At 70.1% G+C, this 15,413-nt stretch carries 24 protein-coding genes; all 24 read right to left on the bottom strand.

The window, feature by feature from the left end:
• Nucleotides 1-3 precede the first annotated feature (3 nt).
• A complete protein-coding gene (locus RI578_RS06435; RefSeq protein ID WP_310870164.1) occupies nucleotides 4-522 on the bottom strand; it encodes a hypothetical protein in 519 nt (172 codons plus the stop codon).
• 3 nt (nucleotides 523-525) lie between these two features.
• Nucleotides 526-1,008 (bottom strand): hypothetical protein, encoded by a 483-nt coding sequence (locus RI578_RS06440; RefSeq protein WP_310870165.1) that lies wholly within the window; start codon nucleotides 1,006-1,008, stop codon nucleotides 526-528.
• Nucleotides 1,009-1,011: 3 nt separating this feature from the next.
• On the bottom strand, nucleotides 1,012-1,221 hold the full coding sequence (locus RI578_RS06445) for a hypothetical protein (protein ID WP_310870166.1): 210 nt from the start codon (nucleotides 1,219-1,221) through the stop codon (nucleotides 1,012-1,014).
• On the bottom strand, nucleotides 1,218-1,565 hold the full coding sequence (locus RI578_RS06450) for a hypothetical protein (RefSeq protein WP_310870167.1): 348 nt from the start codon (nucleotides 1,563-1,565) through the stop codon (nucleotides 1,218-1,220). The genes RI578_RS06445 and RI578_RS06450 overlap by 4 nt, the downstream gene beginning before the upstream one ends.
• 11 nt (nucleotides 1,566-1,576) lie before the next feature.
• Nucleotides 1,577-2,029, bottom strand: coding sequence for a hypothetical protein (locus RI578_RS06455; RefSeq protein ID WP_310870168.1), 453 nt, complete (start codon nucleotides 2,027-2,029; stop codon nucleotides 1,577-1,579).
• On the bottom strand, nucleotides 2,030-2,857 hold the full coding sequence (locus RI578_RS06460; protein WP_310870169.1) for a hypothetical protein: 828 nt from the start codon (nucleotides 2,855-2,857) through the stop codon (nucleotides 2,030-2,032). It lies immediately after the preceding gene.
• A 17-nt stretch (nucleotides 2,858-2,874) separates the two neighbouring features.
• Nucleotides 2,875-3,288: a hypothetical protein gene (locus RI578_RS06465; RefSeq protein ID WP_310870170.1), complete on the bottom strand. Its 414-nt coding sequence runs from the start codon at nucleotides 3,286-3,288 to the stop codon at nucleotides 2,875-2,877.
• Nucleotides 3,285-3,644 (bottom strand): hypothetical protein, encoded by a 360-nt coding sequence (locus tag RI578_RS06470; protein WP_310870171.1) that lies wholly within the window; start codon nucleotides 3,642-3,644, stop codon nucleotides 3,285-3,287. The genes RI578_RS06465 and RI578_RS06470 overlap by 4 nt, the downstream gene beginning before the upstream one ends.
• A 70-nt stretch (nucleotides 3,645-3,714) precedes the next feature.
• Entirely contained in the window at nucleotides 3,715-5,202 is a 1,488-nt protein-coding gene (locus tag RI578_RS06475) for a phage major capsid protein (protein ID WP_310870172.1), read from the bottom strand.
• The gene (locus RI578_RS06480; RefSeq protein WP_310870173.1) at nucleotides 5,202-6,194 is read right to left on the bottom strand and encodes an HK97 family phage prohead protease; all 993 of its coding nucleotides are present in this window, start codon (nucleotides 6,192-6,194) and stop codon (nucleotides 5,202-5,204) included. Before RI578_RS06480 ends, RI578_RS06475 begins: the two co-directional genes overlap by 1 nt.
• 11 nt (nucleotides 6,195-6,205) lie before the next feature.
• Complete coding sequence (locus RI578_RS06485; RefSeq protein ID WP_310870174.1) at nucleotides 6,206-7,603, bottom strand: phage portal protein; 1,398 nt, start codon at nucleotides 7,601-7,603, stop codon at nucleotides 6,206-6,208.
• Nucleotides 7,600-7,803 (bottom strand): hypothetical protein, encoded by a 204-nt coding sequence (locus RI578_RS06490; protein WP_310870175.1) that lies wholly within the window; start codon nucleotides 7,801-7,803, stop codon nucleotides 7,600-7,602. The genes RI578_RS06485 and RI578_RS06490 overlap by 4 nt, the downstream gene beginning before the upstream one ends.
• A complete protein-coding gene (locus RI578_RS06495; protein ID WP_310870176.1) occupies nucleotides 7,785-9,191 on the bottom strand; it encodes a terminase large subunit domain-containing protein in 1,407 nt (468 codons plus the stop codon). The genes RI578_RS06490 and RI578_RS06495 overlap by 19 nt, the downstream gene beginning before the upstream one ends.
• A 67-nt stretch (nucleotides 9,192-9,258) precedes the next feature.
• On the bottom strand, nucleotides 9,259-9,726 hold the full coding sequence (locus RI578_RS06500) for a P27 family phage terminase small subunit (protein ID WP_310870177.1): 468 nt from the start codon (nucleotides 9,724-9,726) through the stop codon (nucleotides 9,259-9,261).
• Nucleotides 9,727-9,739: 13 nt separating this feature from the next.
• Nucleotides 9,740-10,021 (bottom strand): hypothetical protein, encoded by a 282-nt coding sequence (locus RI578_RS06505; RefSeq protein WP_310870178.1) that lies wholly within the window; start codon nucleotides 10,019-10,021, stop codon nucleotides 9,740-9,742.
• On the bottom strand, nucleotides 10,005-10,733 hold the full coding sequence (locus tag RI578_RS06510) for a hypothetical protein (RefSeq protein WP_310870179.1): 729 nt from the start codon (nucleotides 10,731-10,733) through the stop codon (nucleotides 10,005-10,007). The genes RI578_RS06505 and RI578_RS06510 overlap by 17 nt, the downstream gene beginning before the upstream one ends.
• A 539-nt stretch (nucleotides 10,734-11,272) precedes the next feature.
• Entirely contained in the window at nucleotides 11,273-11,548 is a 276-nt protein-coding gene (locus tag RI578_RS06515) for a hypothetical protein (RefSeq protein WP_310870180.1), read from the bottom strand.
• A gap of 173 nt (nucleotides 11,549-11,721) precedes the next feature.
• Nucleotides 11,722-11,937 carry a hypothetical protein gene (locus RI578_RS06520; protein WP_310870181.1) on the bottom strand — a complete coding sequence of 72 codons (216 nt, stop codon included), beginning with the start codon at nucleotides 11,935-11,937 and terminating at the stop codon, nucleotides 11,722-11,724.
• A gap of 13 nt (nucleotides 11,938-11,950) precedes the next feature.
• Entirely contained in the window at nucleotides 11,951-12,715 is a 765-nt protein-coding gene (locus RI578_RS06525; RefSeq protein WP_310870182.1) for a DUF5677 domain-containing protein, read from the bottom strand.
• A gap of 11 nt (nucleotides 12,716-12,726) precedes the next feature.
• Nucleotides 12,727-12,957 (bottom strand): hypothetical protein, encoded by a 231-nt coding sequence (locus RI578_RS06530; protein ID WP_310870183.1) that lies wholly within the window; start codon nucleotides 12,955-12,957, stop codon nucleotides 12,727-12,729.
• A gap of 84 nt (nucleotides 12,958-13,041) precedes the next feature.
• On the bottom strand, nucleotides 13,042-13,392 hold the full coding sequence (locus RI578_RS06535) for a hypothetical protein (RefSeq protein ID WP_310870184.1): 351 nt from the start codon (nucleotides 13,390-13,392) through the stop codon (nucleotides 13,042-13,044).
• Nucleotides 13,393-14,049: 657 nt separating this feature from the next.
• The gene (locus RI578_RS06540) at nucleotides 14,050-14,334 is read right to left on the bottom strand and encodes a hypothetical protein (protein WP_310870185.1); all 285 of its coding nucleotides are present in this window, start codon (nucleotides 14,332-14,334) and stop codon (nucleotides 14,050-14,052) included.
• A 5-nt stretch (nucleotides 14,335-14,339) separates the two neighbouring features.
• Nucleotides 14,340-14,756 carry a hypothetical protein gene (locus RI578_RS06545; RefSeq protein ID WP_310870186.1) on the bottom strand — a complete coding sequence of 139 codons (417 nt, stop codon included), beginning with the start codon at nucleotides 14,754-14,756 and terminating at the stop codon, nucleotides 14,340-14,342.
• Nucleotides 14,757-14,896: 140 nt separating this feature from the next.
• A complete protein-coding gene (locus RI578_RS06550; RefSeq protein ID WP_310870187.1) occupies nucleotides 14,897-15,274 on the bottom strand; it encodes a hypothetical protein in 378 nt (125 codons plus the stop codon).
• Between the last annotated feature and the right edge of the window lie 139 nt (nucleotides 15,275-15,413).

Genomic DNA, 15,413 nt, shown 5'->3' on the forward strand with positions numbered 1-15,413 from the left:
CTTTCATCCGCCCAGGTGGCGTTCGACGTCGTTGAGGATGCGTTCCACGTCCCGCTTGAGGCGGGGCATGTGGGGGCGGATGGTGTTCCACCACCAGTTCGCCTCCGAGTACTGGTAGACCCAGCCGCCCCGGGACTTGTTGCCGAAGGTGGGGTGCCGCCAGCTCCCCTTGTCCAGGTTCTTCGGCATGGTCTGCCAGTCCGGCGGCAGCCTGGACTTGTCCACCCACAGCTTGGCGCCGCTGCCCGTGGTGACCGACAGGCGGATCGCCGCCGCGATCGTCGCGCGCAGCGGCGGCCCCTGGCGGCCCGGCCGGCTGCTGCTGCGGCCAGTGCGGCTGCCCGGGCCCCAGACGCGCAGCGTGCGCACCTTCCGTTGAAGGTCCCGGTGGATCGGTGCGGCAGCGTGACGGATCCGCCGGTTCAGGTTGTCCTTCAGCTTCCCGTCACCGGCCTGACGGAGCCGCCGCTGAAGCGCCGCCAGATCCCCGGTGTTGGTGATCCAGAAGTCCCGCTGCGCCATGGCTCAGGCCGGGATGACGACGTTCTCGGACGGTTCGCGGGTCACAGCGAACTGGACGGTCACCTGGGCGGCGTCCTCCAAGTTCCGCTGCTTGGACTGCGTCAGGACACGCGACGGGAAGACGTCCATCGTCCGGCCCGGGGTGTCGCCCTCGTCCATCCACACGACGAACCCGTCCGACCCGCGCTGGAGCAGGTCACGGACGTCCGTGCCGGTCTTCGACGCGTACAGGGTCAGGCTGGAGTCGTCGGCGCTGATCGGGCCGTCGATCTTCGAGTTGAACTTCGAGCCCAGCGCCGGAGTCTCCACGACCTCCGACGTGACCTGCCAGCCCTCCACGGCGCCGACTTCCACGGACAGCTCAGTGCCCGCGTCCAGCTCAGCCCGGGTCGGCGAGGCCGGCGCGGCGATCGTCGGCACCCAGGACACCTTCGTCAGGCCGCGCCGGTAGTAGCGCACCGACGACGCGATCGGCGTTGCAGGCATGGGTCACTCTCCTTCGGTGGCGCGCCGGCGCGTGCGGGCGGGCTTCGGATCGGGGTCTGCGGGAGCGGCCGGCGCCGGGGCGGCCGGCTGCGGCTCGGGCTCGTTGACGGGCACCCAGCCGGCGGCCCGGTGGTGCGGCACTGCGGACGCGGCGACCGTGATGGTCTGATCCTTGGGGAGGCTGGGGTGCCGCAGACGGACGTAGTCGCTCATGACGTGGCCGTCCTGACGACGCAGACCTTCACGCCGGTGACGCCGCCCGGGTAGGTGATCGCGGCGCGGCCGGTGGATGGGTCCCGGTACCGGTCGGTGACGGGGATGACGGTGAGCCCGGTCGTCGCGGCGACGGTGACGGTACGGTCGGCGACGTCCAGGTCACCGTCGACGACCTCGGGCGTCGCCAGGGTCACGTCCTTGGTCGCAGCGTCGGTGTTCTGCACGACCAGGAGCACACCGGCGCCGGTGGCACAGTCGTCACCGCCTGACGTGGCAGCGACCAGCAGAGTGTCGAAACGCAGCCCCGTGAGCGGGACCACGCTAGTGGTGAGCGCGGCCATGGGTCTCCTTCTCAGATGGTCTGGCAGACGAGCGTCAGCAACAGGCGCGTCTGGAGGCCGGAATCGTTCTGGGGCTGGTGCAGGGCCGTCGCGCCGATCGCGCACTGCGCGCCGGGCAGGCCCACGCTCGGGTCGTCGCGGAGAACTCGGCGGACGACGCGGGCCATCTCGTAGACCCGCGCCCGGGCCGCCTGAACGTCGCCGTCCCCTCGCCGGGTCAGCAGCGCCACGGTGAGCTGGATGGACCTGCGCCGGGAGGAATCCAGCCCAGCCCAGCTCTCTTCGGTTGTCGCGGCGAGGAACTCGCCGTCCTGGTCGCCGTCGAAGCCGACCAGCACCCAGTCGTCCCCGCCGGCGCCGGTGAGCTCCGGCCCGTCTGTGATGCCGGCGTCGCTCAGTTCGTCCTCGGTCCGGAGCCGGCCGACGACAGCGTCGATCAGCTCGGGCACGTCGATGTCGGTCATCTACGCCACTCCAGGGGGCAGTCGATCCGGTTCGAGGAGTTCCAGCGCCCGGTTCGGGATGGCGTAGCCCAGGCCTGCGATGGGCTCGGAGACGGCGTAGTCGTCGCCGCCGGCGATGACCGGGCCGCGTCCGCTGCCGCGCTGCGTGCGCCACAGGTGCTGGAGGATGACCCGTCCGGCTGCGGTGATGTTCGCGGTGGCCCGGGCGCGGCCGGCGGTGTACGTGAAGCGCAGCGGCCCGTACAGCAGGCCGCCGTCCAGGCGTTGCACGATCCCGGTGTCCGGGTCCAGGTCCAGGGCGGCCGGGTCGTAGGAGGTGCCGGAGGTGAGGACCGGCACCACCGACGTCAGGGCGAGCGCCGGCGTGTGCCGCAGCACCCGCATCGCCGCCACGGTGAACGTGTGCCGCTCGGTAATGGTGCGGCGGGCGACGGGGCCGACGAAGTGCTCCACGATCCACGTGGTCGCCGCCGACCAGTCGCGGATCTCGTCATCGTCGCTGGTGGACGTGGCCGCGATGTTCAGGTGCTTCTTGGCGTCCGCCAGGGAGAACAGGAACCCGGGGTCGGCCGGGCGTACGTCGAAGACGTCCGCGTAGGCGGCGGTCGGGCTGGCGAACTGCCAGTGCACGGCGTGCCGTCCCGGCTGCGCCGCGGTGTAGTCGACGCTGTACTGGCCCACCACGGCCGGCGGGTTGGTGACGGCCGGGGATGTGGTGGTGCCGTCCGGGAGGGTGAGGGTGAGCGTGACCGAGTCGGCGTTCGCCGGTGTGCCGCCCGCGTCTGTGCAGCTGGCGGTCAGGCGTATCGCGGCCCCGAGATCGATCACGGCTCAGCTCCTCGCCGTCAGGCCCGCGCGGGCGGCATGCGACGCGGCCAGCCCAGCAGGATCACCGCGTCGTACAGGCCGCCCGTGACCGGCGCCCCGGTGACGTTGACGACGGCCCGCAGGTACCGGCGGTGCCCGACGTAGCCGACCTCGAAGACCCGCTCGTCGTTGGCCGACGTGATCGCCGGTTCCGCGCCCTGGAGGAACTCGTCGGCGACGGCCGCCCAGCTGGAGCCGTCGTCGGAGTCCTGGACGACGACGGTGTGCGTGCCGTCGGTGACGGTGCCGACGTTGACGACGACCAGCGCGGACCGGAACCCGCCCTCGTCGGTCATCCGGTCGACAGCCGTGCCGGTCGCGGTCGCCGTACGGGCGGCGGCCGGCGCGAGAGTCGCCTTCGCCAGCGCGACGTTGTACAGGCTGTGCCTCATGATGCGGTCCCCTCCTGCTCGCTGTCCGCACCCTTCGGCCCGGCCTGCTCGGGCTCGGACTTGGGCTTCGGCTCCGCCTTGGGGGCCGCCTGCTTGGCCGGCTTGGCAGCGGCCTGCCTGGCGGGCTTGCCCGCGGCGCGCTTCACCGCGGCCCGGGTCAGCGACCGGCGTCGGCCGGGCGCAGCGGAGGCGTCCTCCACCGGGGCTTCGCGTACGGCCGCTTCGACGTCCTCGAAGAGGTGCTCGCGGCCCTTCAGGACCGGGTCGTCGTCGTTGACGAGCGCCCCGACCTTCATCACGCGCGGCACGCCGCGCACCGACGTCGCGAACGACGACTTGCACCGCTTGATCGCCACAGCGTGTCTCCTTTCTGGAGCGCGGAGCCCGGAAGCGGACGGCTTCCGGGCTCCGCATCGGGTGGTCGTCTCAGACGCTGGTGGCGAGGTTCAGCACACGCATGCCGGCGTCGTTCACCGAGTCGGCGCCGACCCGGTAGTACGCGTACCAGCCGCGCTGGCCGGTGGGCCTGCGGTTGGAGCCGACCAGGTGCGGGATGAACTCGATCGTCATCCCGAGCCGGTCGGCGATCACGTAGTTGGTCAGGTCGCCGAAGACGGCGATGTAGTTGTCCGCGGCGACGGCCGTGTTCCACGAGCCGTCCATGTCCTCGGACTCCAGCGCCGGGTAGCCGAGCAGCTCGTTCGGCTGGCCGTTGCCGATCCGCTCCCACAGGTCGGCGCCGCCGTTGGTGTCGAACTGGCGGACCAGGTTGTAGATCCGCTTGTTCGCGACCCAGGAGGCGTTGCGGCGGTAGCGGGCCGGGAGGGCTTCCTCCATGCCGTAGATGTCCGCCGAAGCGAACGTCTCCGCCGTGGCGACGGCGACCTCGGAGGCGGTACCGGCGAGGGCGGTGATGAGGCCGGTGGGCTGGCCGGAGCCGGTGCCGGTGGCGAAGGCGGCGGCTTCGAGGATGTCCTTGCCCTCCGCCAGAAGCCGGCCGACCTCGGTGGTGACGTTCGCTTCGTCCATCAGCGCCTCGATGCTGATCGGGACGAAGCCGTCGGCCTTGTGGACCGGCACGGACGGCTGCTCGAAGCCCGGGGAGTTGTCCCCAGCCTCCGACCCTTCCGCGGACCAGCGCCACGACACGGCGCCGGCGGACACACCGTTCCAGACGTCGCCGGTGGCGACGACCTTCCGTGCGGCCATGCGGATGTCGGACTTCGACCCGTCCGACGTGAGGATGATCGTCGGGTCCAGCTGGAACGGGACCAGGTAGCCGCCCTGGGTGTCCGTGAGGGACATGGCCCGCTCCAGGGCCCGCTGCTCGTCGCTGGAGATGAGGTGGGAGTGGCCGCGGGCCATCTTCGACCAGGCGCGCAGGTACTCCGGCGAGGACGTCGCCAGGCACAGCTTGGCGATGGTGGCCTCGTCGTCGTCCCAGCGCTCCAGGATGTCCGTCGCCGTGCCACGGATGCTGTCGTTGCAGCCCCGCATCTTCTCGATCGCGGACAGCGCCCGGGCCCGCAGCTCGGTGCCGACGTCCTCCTTCGACCGGCCGAACGTGCGGACCTCGCTGAGGTCCCAGGGGTTGCGGAACCGGTGGTCCTCCACCGAGTCGGGGTGCAGGATCGGGTCCAGGTCGTAGGAGTCGCGGGAGGACAGCGGGGTGCCGCCCTCCACCTTCGTCGCGGCCGGGCCCCGCTCGGTCGCCTTCGTGGCGCTGCGGACCCGCTCCAGAGCGGACTTCCGCTCCAGCTGCCGGCGGTGGTTGTCGACCTCGGCGAACTCGCGGGTGAGTTCGTCGAAGGACTGCTCGTCCTCGGCCGTCAGCTCGGTCTTGTCACCGAGCCGCTCCAGCTCTTCCTTGATGTCCTTCAGGCGGATGACCGCCTGCGAGTGGCTGAGCTCCATCAGTCGTCCTTGACGGTGATGCGCTCCAACTGCTCGCCCATGAGGTCCGCGATCTCTCGGATCTCGGATCGCAGGCGAGTGGTGAGCGCAGACGGGGACGGGTGCTCTGGGGCGAGCGGCGCGTCGGAAACGGTGGGCGGGTGCTCTTCCGTGAGCGGCGCGCCAGGTGTTGCGGTGGTGCGGGCGGACAGGTGCCCGGTGGGCGGCGTGTCCGCAGTGGGGGCAGGCGGGGCCGCGGGCGGCTGCTCCTGCCCGTGCTCGGGGTCACCGAAGAGCAGGGCGCGGGCGACCTCGCGGCGCGTGGCCGGGTCTTCGAGGCCCCGCTGGACGGTGAGGTTCTGGGCGAGGCTGTGGCGCAGCTCGCGGGCCAGGTTCCGGTCGCCGGTGATCTCCTGGGCGAGGCTGGCGGCCCGTACGTCCACGGAGGTGCCGGCGTAGGCGGGGAAGACGACGGGTCCCAGCTCGTGGAGGCGGACTTCCACGAGGGTCCGCTGGAGGGGGCCGCGGTCGCCGGGCTTCCACAGGAGCTTGGACACTTCGACGGGGCTGAGGACCTTGTTGTCCTTGTCGCGCCACTCGTCACGGATGACGTTGAAGCGGAAGCTCATCCCGGTCACCGCGCGGTCGCGGATGGCGTCCCGTACCGGCTCGATCAGCCAGTTGTCGGAGAGCCGGGAGCGGACGTAAAGGCCCTGGTCGTCCTCGGTGAGTTCCTCGAAGGCACCGATCGGGATGGACCCGATCAGCCGGTGGTAACCGTGATCGAACTGGAGGACCGGTGTCTTCTCCCGCAGCGACTTCCGGAAGGCGCCCTTGCGGATCTGCTCGGTGAACTCGCCTTCCCAGGAGTCGATCTGGGTGGGCTGGTCCCAGACCGCCGCGTAGCCTTCCAGCGTCAGCCCGTCACCCGCGTCGTCGTCCTGCTCCGCGCGGAAGGTGAACGGCACTGAGCGTTCGAGGGCCTGGCGCCGCATGGCGTCCATCGGGTCCATGAGGTCGTCTCCTAGCTCTCTACGGCGTGGGGGTAGGCGGGCTCGTCGGGGCCCTCGGTTTGCAGGTGGGGGGCCAGCGCGGTGGCCAGGGCGCGGAGGGCGCCGGTGTCGGTCTGGCTGGTGCCGGGCGGCTGGAGCTGGACGCTGAAGAGGCCGGTGTGCTCCAGCAGCGACCAGTCCTCTGCGTCGACGGCGCGCTGCACGGACAGGGGGGTGAAGCCGGCGTCCACGAGGGTGCGGATCGTCTGTGCCTGCCGGAAGCTGATCTCGGCTGCGTCCTTGCGGTCCTCACGCAGGAACGGCACGTCGCGGCTGTCGTACCAGAGGCGAACCGCCCCGGATGTGGACTGCGCGCGTACGAGGCGGGCCAGCGAGCCGGCCGCGTTCTGCCACAGCGGGTGAATCGTTCCGTCAGCGAACCGGCGCCTGGCCTGGCTGTAGTTCGAGTAGGTGGCGGCGGCCAGGCCCTCGGACAGGCCGACGATGACCGGGGGTACGCCGGCGGCCGCGGCGATGCGGGTCTCCCCGGCGCCCTGGACCTGCGCGAAGTCCAGCTCTTTCATGCTGGAGCCGACGACCGTGATGTCCGCGCCGCCGCCGATGTACATGGTCTTACCGGCGTTGCGGGGGCCCTTGTGGTCGGCGTCCATGCGGGCCTGGAACTTGGCGAGCGCGTCGGGCTTGACCTCGCGGTCGAAGGCGACGATGACGTTCGGGGTGGCCCGGTTCTCGAAGTGGGCTTCCTTGTGCGAGGTCATCAGGTTGTCGTTGCGGATGTCCCGCACCAGTGGCGTCATCCACGACATGCCGCGGTAGGAGGCGAGCGGGTCGGCGCGCGGCGCGAAGTGGCACACCTCGTCGGGCAGCAGCGGGACAGGGTCGCCGCCGGGCTCCGTGTACAGGTAGCCGATGCGCCGCCAGCCGAGGACCCCACCGCGCAGCATCCGCGGTTCGAGGACGATGTCCACCCAGTCCGGGCGCATCCGTACGAGCTCGCCGTCCAGGGCAGTCCAGTAGCTGTTCCCGACCAGATCAGCGTCTTGGATCATCCGGACAAGGAGGTCTTGGGTGGTGCCGCCCGTCCACGGCTCTTCCAGGGGCCGCAGGTCGGTGTTGCCGAACATCTCGGACGGCCGGCCGTTGTTCAGGCGCTGCCACTGAAACCGGGTCGCGGAGAACACGTCCTGGCGCACGGCCAGGCACGCGAAGAGCACGCCGTTCGTGGCGGCCTGGATGGCGTAGCCGGTGAAGTCGGCGGGCGCCTTCTCCTTCGCCTGGCCGGGCATAGTCTGCTGCACGGCCATCTGCGGGACGGTGTAGGTGTTGCCCGCGTACTGCACGGCCTGCACGTAGTCGTCGATGGTCGTGATCGATCGGCGGGCCGCCCGCCACAGGCTCACCACAGTCACGGCCTCCCGTCATCAGCGCCAGGAGTGGCGACGTCGGCGATCAGCAGGCAGTAGGCGATGAGCAGGGCACCGGCGGCGATGAGTCCGATGCCGGCGCCCCAGGCGAGGCCGGCGCCGACGGCGACCAGGCCGCCGCCGCTCCAGGTGCCGGCCCGGGCTTGCGCGAGGCGGCCGGGACGCTTCAGCCGTAGGCGACCCACGGTTCGATCTCCTCCTCGGTGTCGATGCGCGGCAGGGCGAGGAAGACGGCCATGACCATGGCGATGCAGGCGTCGATGTGGCGCTTGGACTTGCCCTTGGACAGGCGCCAGCCGCGGTCGGTCTCCCGGGTCGCGGCAGCGAGTACGTGGTCGGTGAGGATCGGGTCGTCGCCGTGCACGAGCGCGCCTTCGGCGATGGTCCGGTAGGCGTCCTGGCAGGCCGGCACCATGTGGGAGGCCGACTGCGGGAACTCAGCCATCGGCAGGCCTTCGTCCAGGAGGACTTCAGCCGACCGCTGGAAGTAGGCGGGGTCGTAGGCGACGGTGACCAGGTTCAGCGTCCGGTGCCGCTCGCGCAGGTGCGCCTCCACGGCCGCCGTGTCGATCGTGGAGGCCTTCGTCGGCGTCCACACAGTCGCCTGCACACAGACCTTGCCGTCGTCCCCGAGCTGCGCGACGACGACAGCCACGGAGTCGTGCTTGTAGGCCATGTCGACGGCCGCGTACGCCGGAGCGTCCGGGTCCAGGTCGACGTCCCCGTGGCAGGCTTCCCACGCGCCGGGCGGCAGCCACGACTCATCCGCACGCGTCCACTGCCCGAGGTTGTACCGGCGGTACTCGAACTCGGGGATCTTGTAGTAGCGGGCCACCGTGTCGTCGACCCGTACGAACGCACCGGCCGCCGGGTTCGCCGCGAAGACAGCGGCGCGCAGCTGCTCGGGGTCCTCAAGGTTGTACTCGCCGTCCTGGACGCCGTAGTGCACGAACAGGAAGTGCGGGTCGTCGATCTTCCCGGCGTTGACCTGGTAGCCGTACAGGTGCTTCCGGCCGGCGAGGGAGTCGAGGTTGCTGCCCGGGGTGGTCGTGTTCAGCACCAGGGAGTTGGCCCGCTTGACAAGTCCGCCCGCGATGACCAGGTGCACGCGTTCCTTGTTGCCCACCCACTCGTGGATCTCGTCGGCCGCGAACATCGACGGTCGCGGCCCGTCGTTCGTGCCGGCCGCTGCCGCGATCTTGTATGCGCGGCCCGGCCCGGACTTCACGAGGATCTCGGTGTCGAACGCGTCGACGTAGTGCCTCAGCGTGGGCGACTCGTTGACGGCGTTCCGCATGTCGCCGAACAGCAGGTCGGCCTGGTCGAACGAGGCGGCACCGACGGGGATGACCGGCGAACCCTTCGGCCCGAACAAGGCGGGTCCCAGCAGCTCGAACAGCATCACCCACGCCGACAGCGGGGTCTTCCCGTTGCCCTTGGGGACCTCCAGGAGCGCCTCACGGAACCGGCGCTCCCCGGTCGTGGGGTTGTACTCGTACAGCCAGTACAGGAACTGCTTCTGGAACCGCAGCAGCCGTACGGGCTTGCCGAAGTAGTCGCCCTCCCCGTACACGCAGTGCTTCTGGATCCACCGGCAGACGATCGGCCCGTGCGTCGGCCAGCCCAGCGAGCGAGGAGCGCTAAGCGGTTTCGCCGTCGATGACGTCGAAGCGCGGGTCGTCGCGGGGGTCATCGTCGTCCTCGCCCCCCGCCATGAACTCTGCGTTGAGGTCCGCGAGGCCCTTGGCGGCTTCACCGAGGGTCACCCCGAGCGACAGCCGGGCCCGCGGGCTGAGGCCGAACCGGTCCTCCAGCTGCCGCACTTCGGCCTGCACCAGCTGCATGTGCTTCAGCAGCGGGTTCATCACCGTCTGGTCCCGGTAGCCGCGCACCATGTGCCCCTGCTTCCGCACCGTGGCGTGCGACCTCTCCAAGTCGTCGTACAGCCGGTACAAGCGCTCCAGCGCGGGCAGATCCGACACGCGGTCGGCCAACTGCGCCACCGGCGACTCCCAGTACGCCGCCCACCGGTCCCGGACGCTCTTCGACAGCCCGGCCGGTGGCGCCGGCCGCTCCGCAACGCCGGCGTTCCCGGGGATGGCCTCCAAGCCCTGCGCCCGGTTACGGCGCTGGCGCTTCTCCGGATCCTTCCGAGTAGGCCCCGTCCCAGCCATCAGGACCTCCCGCCTCGCCCGGCCGATACACGTCGATGCCGTCGACCCCGGCCAGCAGGAGCACTTCCACGCTGGGCAGCCGCTCGCGCAGCCTGTCGGCGAGCCGCTCCAGCTGCACCGGCGGCGTGTCGCGGGCCACGCGCACCAGGACCGTGTCACCGGGCCGGATCACGGACAGCTGCGCCTCGAAGTCCACGCGGACGGTGACCTGCTCAGGCGTCCTCGCCACTGCCGCTCCCTTCGCCCGCGGGCTGCCAGCTGCGCAGCACCTCATCTGCCGGGTCCTGCTCGTACCGGTCGAACCAGCGGCGCACGTACTCCTGCCACTGCGGCGGCCGCTCGTTCATCGCCCTCAGCAGGCACGTCTCTTCGGGCCACCACAGGACCACCGACCGGGCCCCGTACCGGTCCCGGTAGTACGCCCGCCGCTTCCGCTCCGGCGCAGTCGAGATGACCCAGCACCGGCGCACCTTGTGGCTCCCGAGCAGGAGCCGCTCCAGCGCAGCGTCCCGGGCCTCGGTGACGATCGGCAGGTGCGCTTCGATGAACTCGTACGTCCCCGCCAGCGACATGGCCTCGGAGAGCGCGTCCAGGTCCAGGATCAGGTCGTCCGGGTCGGCGTGCTCGCTGATGTAGCGGTTCTTGCCCGCGCACGGCGGCCCGGCCACGAGCACGATGTCCAAGCCGGGGGCCCGGGTGTCGGCCATCGAGGAGCCGCGAGCCGAGTTGCAGGCGCGGCACAGGACGCGCAGCTCACCGTCCTCGCGGCCGCCGGCGCCGACGGCGACGACGTGGTCCGCGGTGAGGTTCTCCGCGGGATGGGAGTCACGCTGCCAGCCGGGACAAACCCACCCGAACTGTTCCACGTGCGCCCGGACCATGTCCGCCCGCCGGATCCGCTCCCGCCGGGTGTACCCCTGGCGCGCCCGCGGCCCGGCCACGACCCGGCGCTGATCACCCGAGCCGCAGCGCGGGCACCGGCCCCGAACCGGCAGGCGGCACCCCGGACAGATCGACGGCGGACGGGCCATGATCCCCCCCCCGCCTCGATAAGAGGTCCCAACTCAGTTCGCGGTGAAGATGACCGCATAAGCATGCATGAATATACGGCGCATACTCATGCGGATAATCACCCTGAACTGAGTTCGCGTGAACAGCCAGACCCGTACTGGATCTCGGCGGGTAGCGGAGCGGGGTCGCCGGGGGTGCTCCTGTTCTCGCGTGGGGTAGGCCCCCCTCCCCTGCCCACTCATCGCACCCTATGTCCGTTTCGCACGGTTCTGGGGGCGGTGATGGGTGGTGAGTGCATAGCGATGCATGGATATGCGATGCATGAGTATGCGGAGCTGTATGCAGGTGGTGATCCACTATGCGGTGCCATGCATGGCGGGTATGCAGGGGGTGGGTGCCTGCCCTTGCCCGTGCCGGGCAGGGGGGTGGGGGCCGACCGGGTGGGGCGGGGCCCTGCCCGGTCTGGCCCCTACGCCTGGCCCCGGAGTGCTGCTGCCCGCATGTCTCGGCAGATGCGGTGAGCGAGGTGGCTGTTGCTCCGCTCGTACGGGTTGCCGCCCAGCCAGAGGGGGCGGGTCTGGTCCACCGTGCGTGACCACGGGTGTGTGGTGCCGTCGTATGTCGGGTCGGCGTGGCGGTGGCAGAGCCAGCAGTCCGTCTCCTCCCCGAACACCTGCGCCTGGATGCGGAGGCGGTGGAGTTCGGCGAGGGAGGCCCGGGGGTTGAAGGCGGCGAGTTGCTCCATGCCTGCCCCCTTGGAACGCAGCGAGCCCGGCGCGGTGGCCGGGCTCGTGAGGCTGTGAGGGTGGCAGGTGGGGCGTTGAGACCTTACCGACAGCGGTGCCACCGTCTCACAGAATGAGTGCGCGCTGATGTCCTGTCAAGTAGTGCCTGGTCAAGGGCCTTGACACGTGGCGGTCAGGCTGCCTGCTGCTGTGCGGCGTCGGTGATGTCGGCGAGGTCCCACAGTGCGAGGGCCTGGCCACGGCTGGGGTTGGGCGTGGAGCCGGCCGGGGTGATGGTGCGGCGGCGTGCCCAGCTGCGGAACTGGGCGGGGCGCATGCCGAGGGAGTAGGCGGCCTGGGCGGTGGTGACGAGGGGCCGGCCGTCACGTCCGGTACGCGTGGTGCTCACGCCTCCAGTGTGCCTACGTCATTGGGTGCCCGCCCTGGGCGGTAGGGGTCGCGTGGTCCTCGATGCCAGCGTCAGCAGCGATGCGTTGCAGGGCATTCGTCCACGGCTGCCCTGCCAGCAGCCGGTTGAACGACGACATCGCAAACCAGACCAGCACCAGAGCGATGTACGGGGCCCGGACGTCTGGGCCCGGGGCGTCCTCCGGGTAGCGTGGATCGCTCAGCAGTTCCACGGTGTCCGTCTCCGGGCCGGAGTAGAAGCGTTCCGCCGATGTGAGCGAGGCGTGGGCGAGCATGCTCTCTCCCACATAGATGGCGTGCAGTGGGGGGCCGATCCGCTTGAGCAGGTGGCCGATGTTGTTGTACGTCTGAGCCGCGCTCGGGGGTAGGACCGCCGCTTGGACGGCATCGGCGACGCTGGCGTCGTATGCGATGCCTGCACCGTCGGCTGCCTCGCGCAGTTTCTGCTGCGTGTGCTTCAGCGCATGGTTCATGCTGTCCACGGCGTCTGAGCCGTCTTCGGCCAACCACCATATTTGGGCGGCATGTTCGAGCATGCTGCGCCGGTTGGGAGCTGTCTCGTGACCGAGGCCGTGGCGGTGCAGGAGGACGACTGCGGCGCCCTGGCGGTGCACGGTGGCCAGCAGTCCCCAAGCGACGAACAGCGGTCGTGCATCGCTGTCCGCCGGGGTGATGTCGGTGGCGCTGTCGGCGAGCTGTGCGAGGGCCTCCAGCCCGCTGTACGCGAGCTCGATCTCCTCCGGTGGGTCGTCTGCCACGGGCTGTGTACCTATCCGTAGTAGGTGTCGGTGTACTCGGGCCCGCCGGGTTCGTCTTCGCAGCCCTGGTCGCGGTCGGGGCTGCCGCCGTGGGTGATGACGAACCGGTAGCCCTGGGGCAGCGTGCAGCCCTTGTCGGTCCAGGTGTCGGCGATCGCCGTCCAGATGAGGAGCAGGACAAGGGCAGCGATGATCTTCTGCGTACGGGAGGGGCGCCAGGATCTGGCGGCGAGGTCGGACATGCGCCGCATTGTGGCGTGCCGTGGAGCGCACGTGCAGGGGGTGTGACGGGGTTGTGACGTACGTGCCGCCTGGCCGTCGGCCAGCTACCGGGGCTTCCTCACGCCGCGCGGCTGGTTGACCTGCTCAAGGAGCACCGGCGGGTAGCGGCGGGCCATCTCTGGCGGCACCGATCCCGGCGAGAGAGTCGCGGACTGCTGGTCGCTGCGGAAGCCGAAGGAGCCGGGCGCGGCGGGTGGCTGGGGCAGGGCGCCGTCAGGGAGTTCTATCGTGAGCCGCACGAAGGTGCCGTCGTCGGCGACCTTGGCGGCCAGGAGCGGAGCCTCGTGCCACGCCCCGCCGACCCTCACGGTCTGGTGGTCGCCGATGGCGCTGGCGAACGCGTCGGGGGCGAACGTGGCGCCGGGGTCGGCGTGCTGCTCGAACTCGATGCGCATGCGGTCCTCCGGAGGCTTGTGGGTGGGCCGGGGTTCTACCCCTCCCGGGCGCACGGGTTCGCGCGGCCCACCCGTGACGCGGGCGGTGTACGGACGCCCGGCACGCCTGCCCTATCAAGGGCTCGCATATCAGCGTACGACACTGTGTTCGACCAGTAGAGCCGTCAATTGCGGTCAGCTATTGATCAGTTAAGGAAGCTTTCTCGCATGCCGCCACCGGCCCCGTGCAGCCGGTTTAGGTTCATCCGTGACGCACCGATGGGCGTCATCTCCTTTCCGATGATCATGGAAGGAGGTGATGGCATGCCTAATGAGGAAGAGCCGCCGGACTGGGGCTTCCTGTGCTTTGTCGTAGCGCTACTTCAGCTGCTCGCTGATATGGCCAGCGCAGGTCACGCCTGATCCGGCGGCGTGCGTGGATGGGCCGGAGTCGAGTGATGATCGACTTCGGCCCCTCTCTTCTGTCACCTTCCTTACAGGCCGACTACGGGACACTGACCCGACGCCGGCCCCGCCCAATGCACATCTAGATGCATTAGGCGTGTGACACGAGATTAGCGCCCACCAATTGGGGCGCGCAGCTCTTTCGTCAATCTGATGTCTCGAATCAATTGCGGAGCACTTTCAATGGTGGGCTTCGCAAAGCTCGGCGTGCCGTCAGTCAGTCCGGAACGCCTGGGCGATCTGCGCGTACCGGGCGGCCAGCTCCAGGTCTTCGGAGCGGTGGAGGGTGATGTCGTAGCGTGCGAGGCACATCCGAGCCCAGGCCAGGCAGTAGGCCCGGACCTCAGCGTCAGTCATGTCGTGGATCTGAAGGCCGGCGATCCCGGGGTGGTGGAGCTCCGGCATCGGCTCGCGGACGAACTGGCTGTCCGACTCGCTGGCGGGCTCTGGAGTTGGGCGCGGCTCGGGTTGCCGGTTCCAGGGGCGGTCCTTGGCCATGGGGGTCATCCTTCCTCGGTCTTGCGGTAGGTGCGGCGCCCTGCGAGGGCCTGGGCGACGGTGGCGCCGGTCCAGCGGTGGGCACGGCCCTGGGTGTCGTCGGGGGCGGGCCAGCGTGGCGTGCCGTCGGGGCGGGTCTTGGTGCGTTCGGCGCGGATGGTGGCGGCCGTGATGCCGGTCAGCTGCTCGATCTCCTTCGCGGTGTAGAGGCGGGTGGGCTCCAGGTCGGCCGGGGGGCGTTCGAGGTGCTCGCGTACGGCCTGGTCGACGGCGGCGGGGTCGAAGAGCAGCTGCTTGCCGTCCTTGCCGATGGGGGCGGGCCAGGCGGGGTGGCGTGCCCAGACGTTGCGGACGCGGGCGAGGCTGCGGCCGTGGCGGGCGGCGATCTGCGCGTACGTCTCGCCGGGCGGGGTGTCTACCATGGGGGTGTCCGTCCCTTGTGGATGGTGGTGACCGGCAGGGGCATTGCGCCGGGCGTTCGCGCCCGTGGGTTTCGGCCCGGCCCCTGTCGGTCGTTGGTCTTACGGGAGGGCCCCCGGCTGGTTGCCGGGGGCCCTCTTGGTCACTCCTGGGGGTCGATCAGCTCGTGGGCTACGGCGTGGAGCGTGTCACCGGCGGTCACGAGGTTGATCCGGATCTCCAGGCTCACCAGGTGCTCGTGGTGTTCCATCCACCTGCTGTAGAGGTGGGCTGCGGAGAGCCAGTGGAGGCACCCTCCCCAGATCCCTGCCTGGATGATCTCGTCGATCGGTTCGTCTTCGATGAGGTCGATGACTCGGGTGACGCCCTCGATCATCTGCTCGCCGTGGAGCACGTCCTCTTCGAAGGTCGGGAGGCTGATCGGGATCGGGAGGAACCCGCACACTCGCATGATCGTGGTGTAGATCCCGAGGAGCGCGTTGCCCAGGTTCTGGGTCTCCCGCTCGAACTCGTCAGACATGATGTCCGTCCTCTCTGGAGTTGTGGTGGCGAAGGTCGGGGATTGCGGCCCCTTCCCTCTGCTTCCAGTATGATGGCTCACGCATCGCTTTGCAACACTTTGGGCCGAAGAAAACGGCCCAAACCCGAGCAGGGGAAGG

The sequence above is a fragment of the Streptomyces sp. BB1-1-1 genome, assembly GCF_031597775.1.
Lineage (GTDB): Bacteria > Actinomycetota > Actinomycetes > Streptomycetales > Streptomycetaceae > Streptomyces > Streptomyces thinghirensis.

Coding starts and splice junctions, on each gene's coding strand:
- RI578_RS06435 (WP_310870164.1), bottom strand. CDS start 522: ATGGCGCAGCGGGACTTCTGGATCACCAACACCGGGGATCTGGCGGCG.
- RI578_RS06440 (WP_310870165.1), bottom strand. CDS start 1,008: ATGCCTGCAACGCCGATCGCGTCGTCGGTGCGCTACTACCGGCGCGGC.
- RI578_RS06445 (WP_310870166.1), bottom strand. CDS start 1,221: ATGAGCGACTACGTCCGTCTGCGGCACCCCAGCCTCCCCAAGGATCAG.
- RI578_RS06450 (WP_310870167.1), bottom strand. CDS start 1,565: ATGGCCGCGCTCACCACTAGCGTGGTCCCGCTCACGGGGCTGCGTTTC.
- RI578_RS06455 (WP_310870168.1), bottom strand. CDS start 2,029: ATGACCGACATCGACGTGCCCGAGCTGATCGACGCTGTCGTCGGCCGG.
- RI578_RS06465 (WP_310870170.1), bottom strand. CDS start 3,288: ATGAGGCACAGCCTGTACAACGTCGCGCTGGCGAAGGCGACTCTCGCG.
- RI578_RS06475 (WP_310870172.1), bottom strand. CDS start 5,202: ATGGAGCTCAGCCACTCGCAGGCGGTCATCCGCCTGAAGGACATCAAG.
- RI578_RS06480 (WP_310870173.1), bottom strand. CDS start 6,194: ATGGACCCGATGGACGCCATGCGGCGCCAGGCCCTCGAACGCTCAGTG.
- RI578_RS06515 (WP_310870180.1), bottom strand. CDS start 11,548: ATGGAGCAACTCGCCGCCTTCAACCCCCGGGCCTCCCTCGCCGAACTC.
- RI578_RS06530 (WP_310870183.1), bottom strand. CDS start 12,957: ATGTCCGACCTCGCCGCCAGATCCTGGCGCCCCTCCCGTACGCAGAAG.
- RI578_RS06535 (WP_310870184.1), bottom strand. CDS start 13,392: ATGCGCATCGAGTTCGAGCAGCACGCCGACCCCGGCGCCACGTTCGCC.
- RI578_RS06540 (WP_310870185.1), bottom strand. CDS start 14,334: ATGGCCAAGGACCGCCCCTGGAACCGGCAACCCGAGCCGCGCCCAACT.
- RI578_RS06545 (WP_310870186.1), bottom strand. CDS start 14,756: ATGGTAGACACCCCGCCCGGCGAGACGTACGCGCAGATCGCCGCCCGC.
- RI578_RS06550 (WP_310870187.1), bottom strand. CDS start 15,274: ATGTCTGACGAGTTCGAGCGGGAGACCCAGAACCTGGGCAACGCGCTC.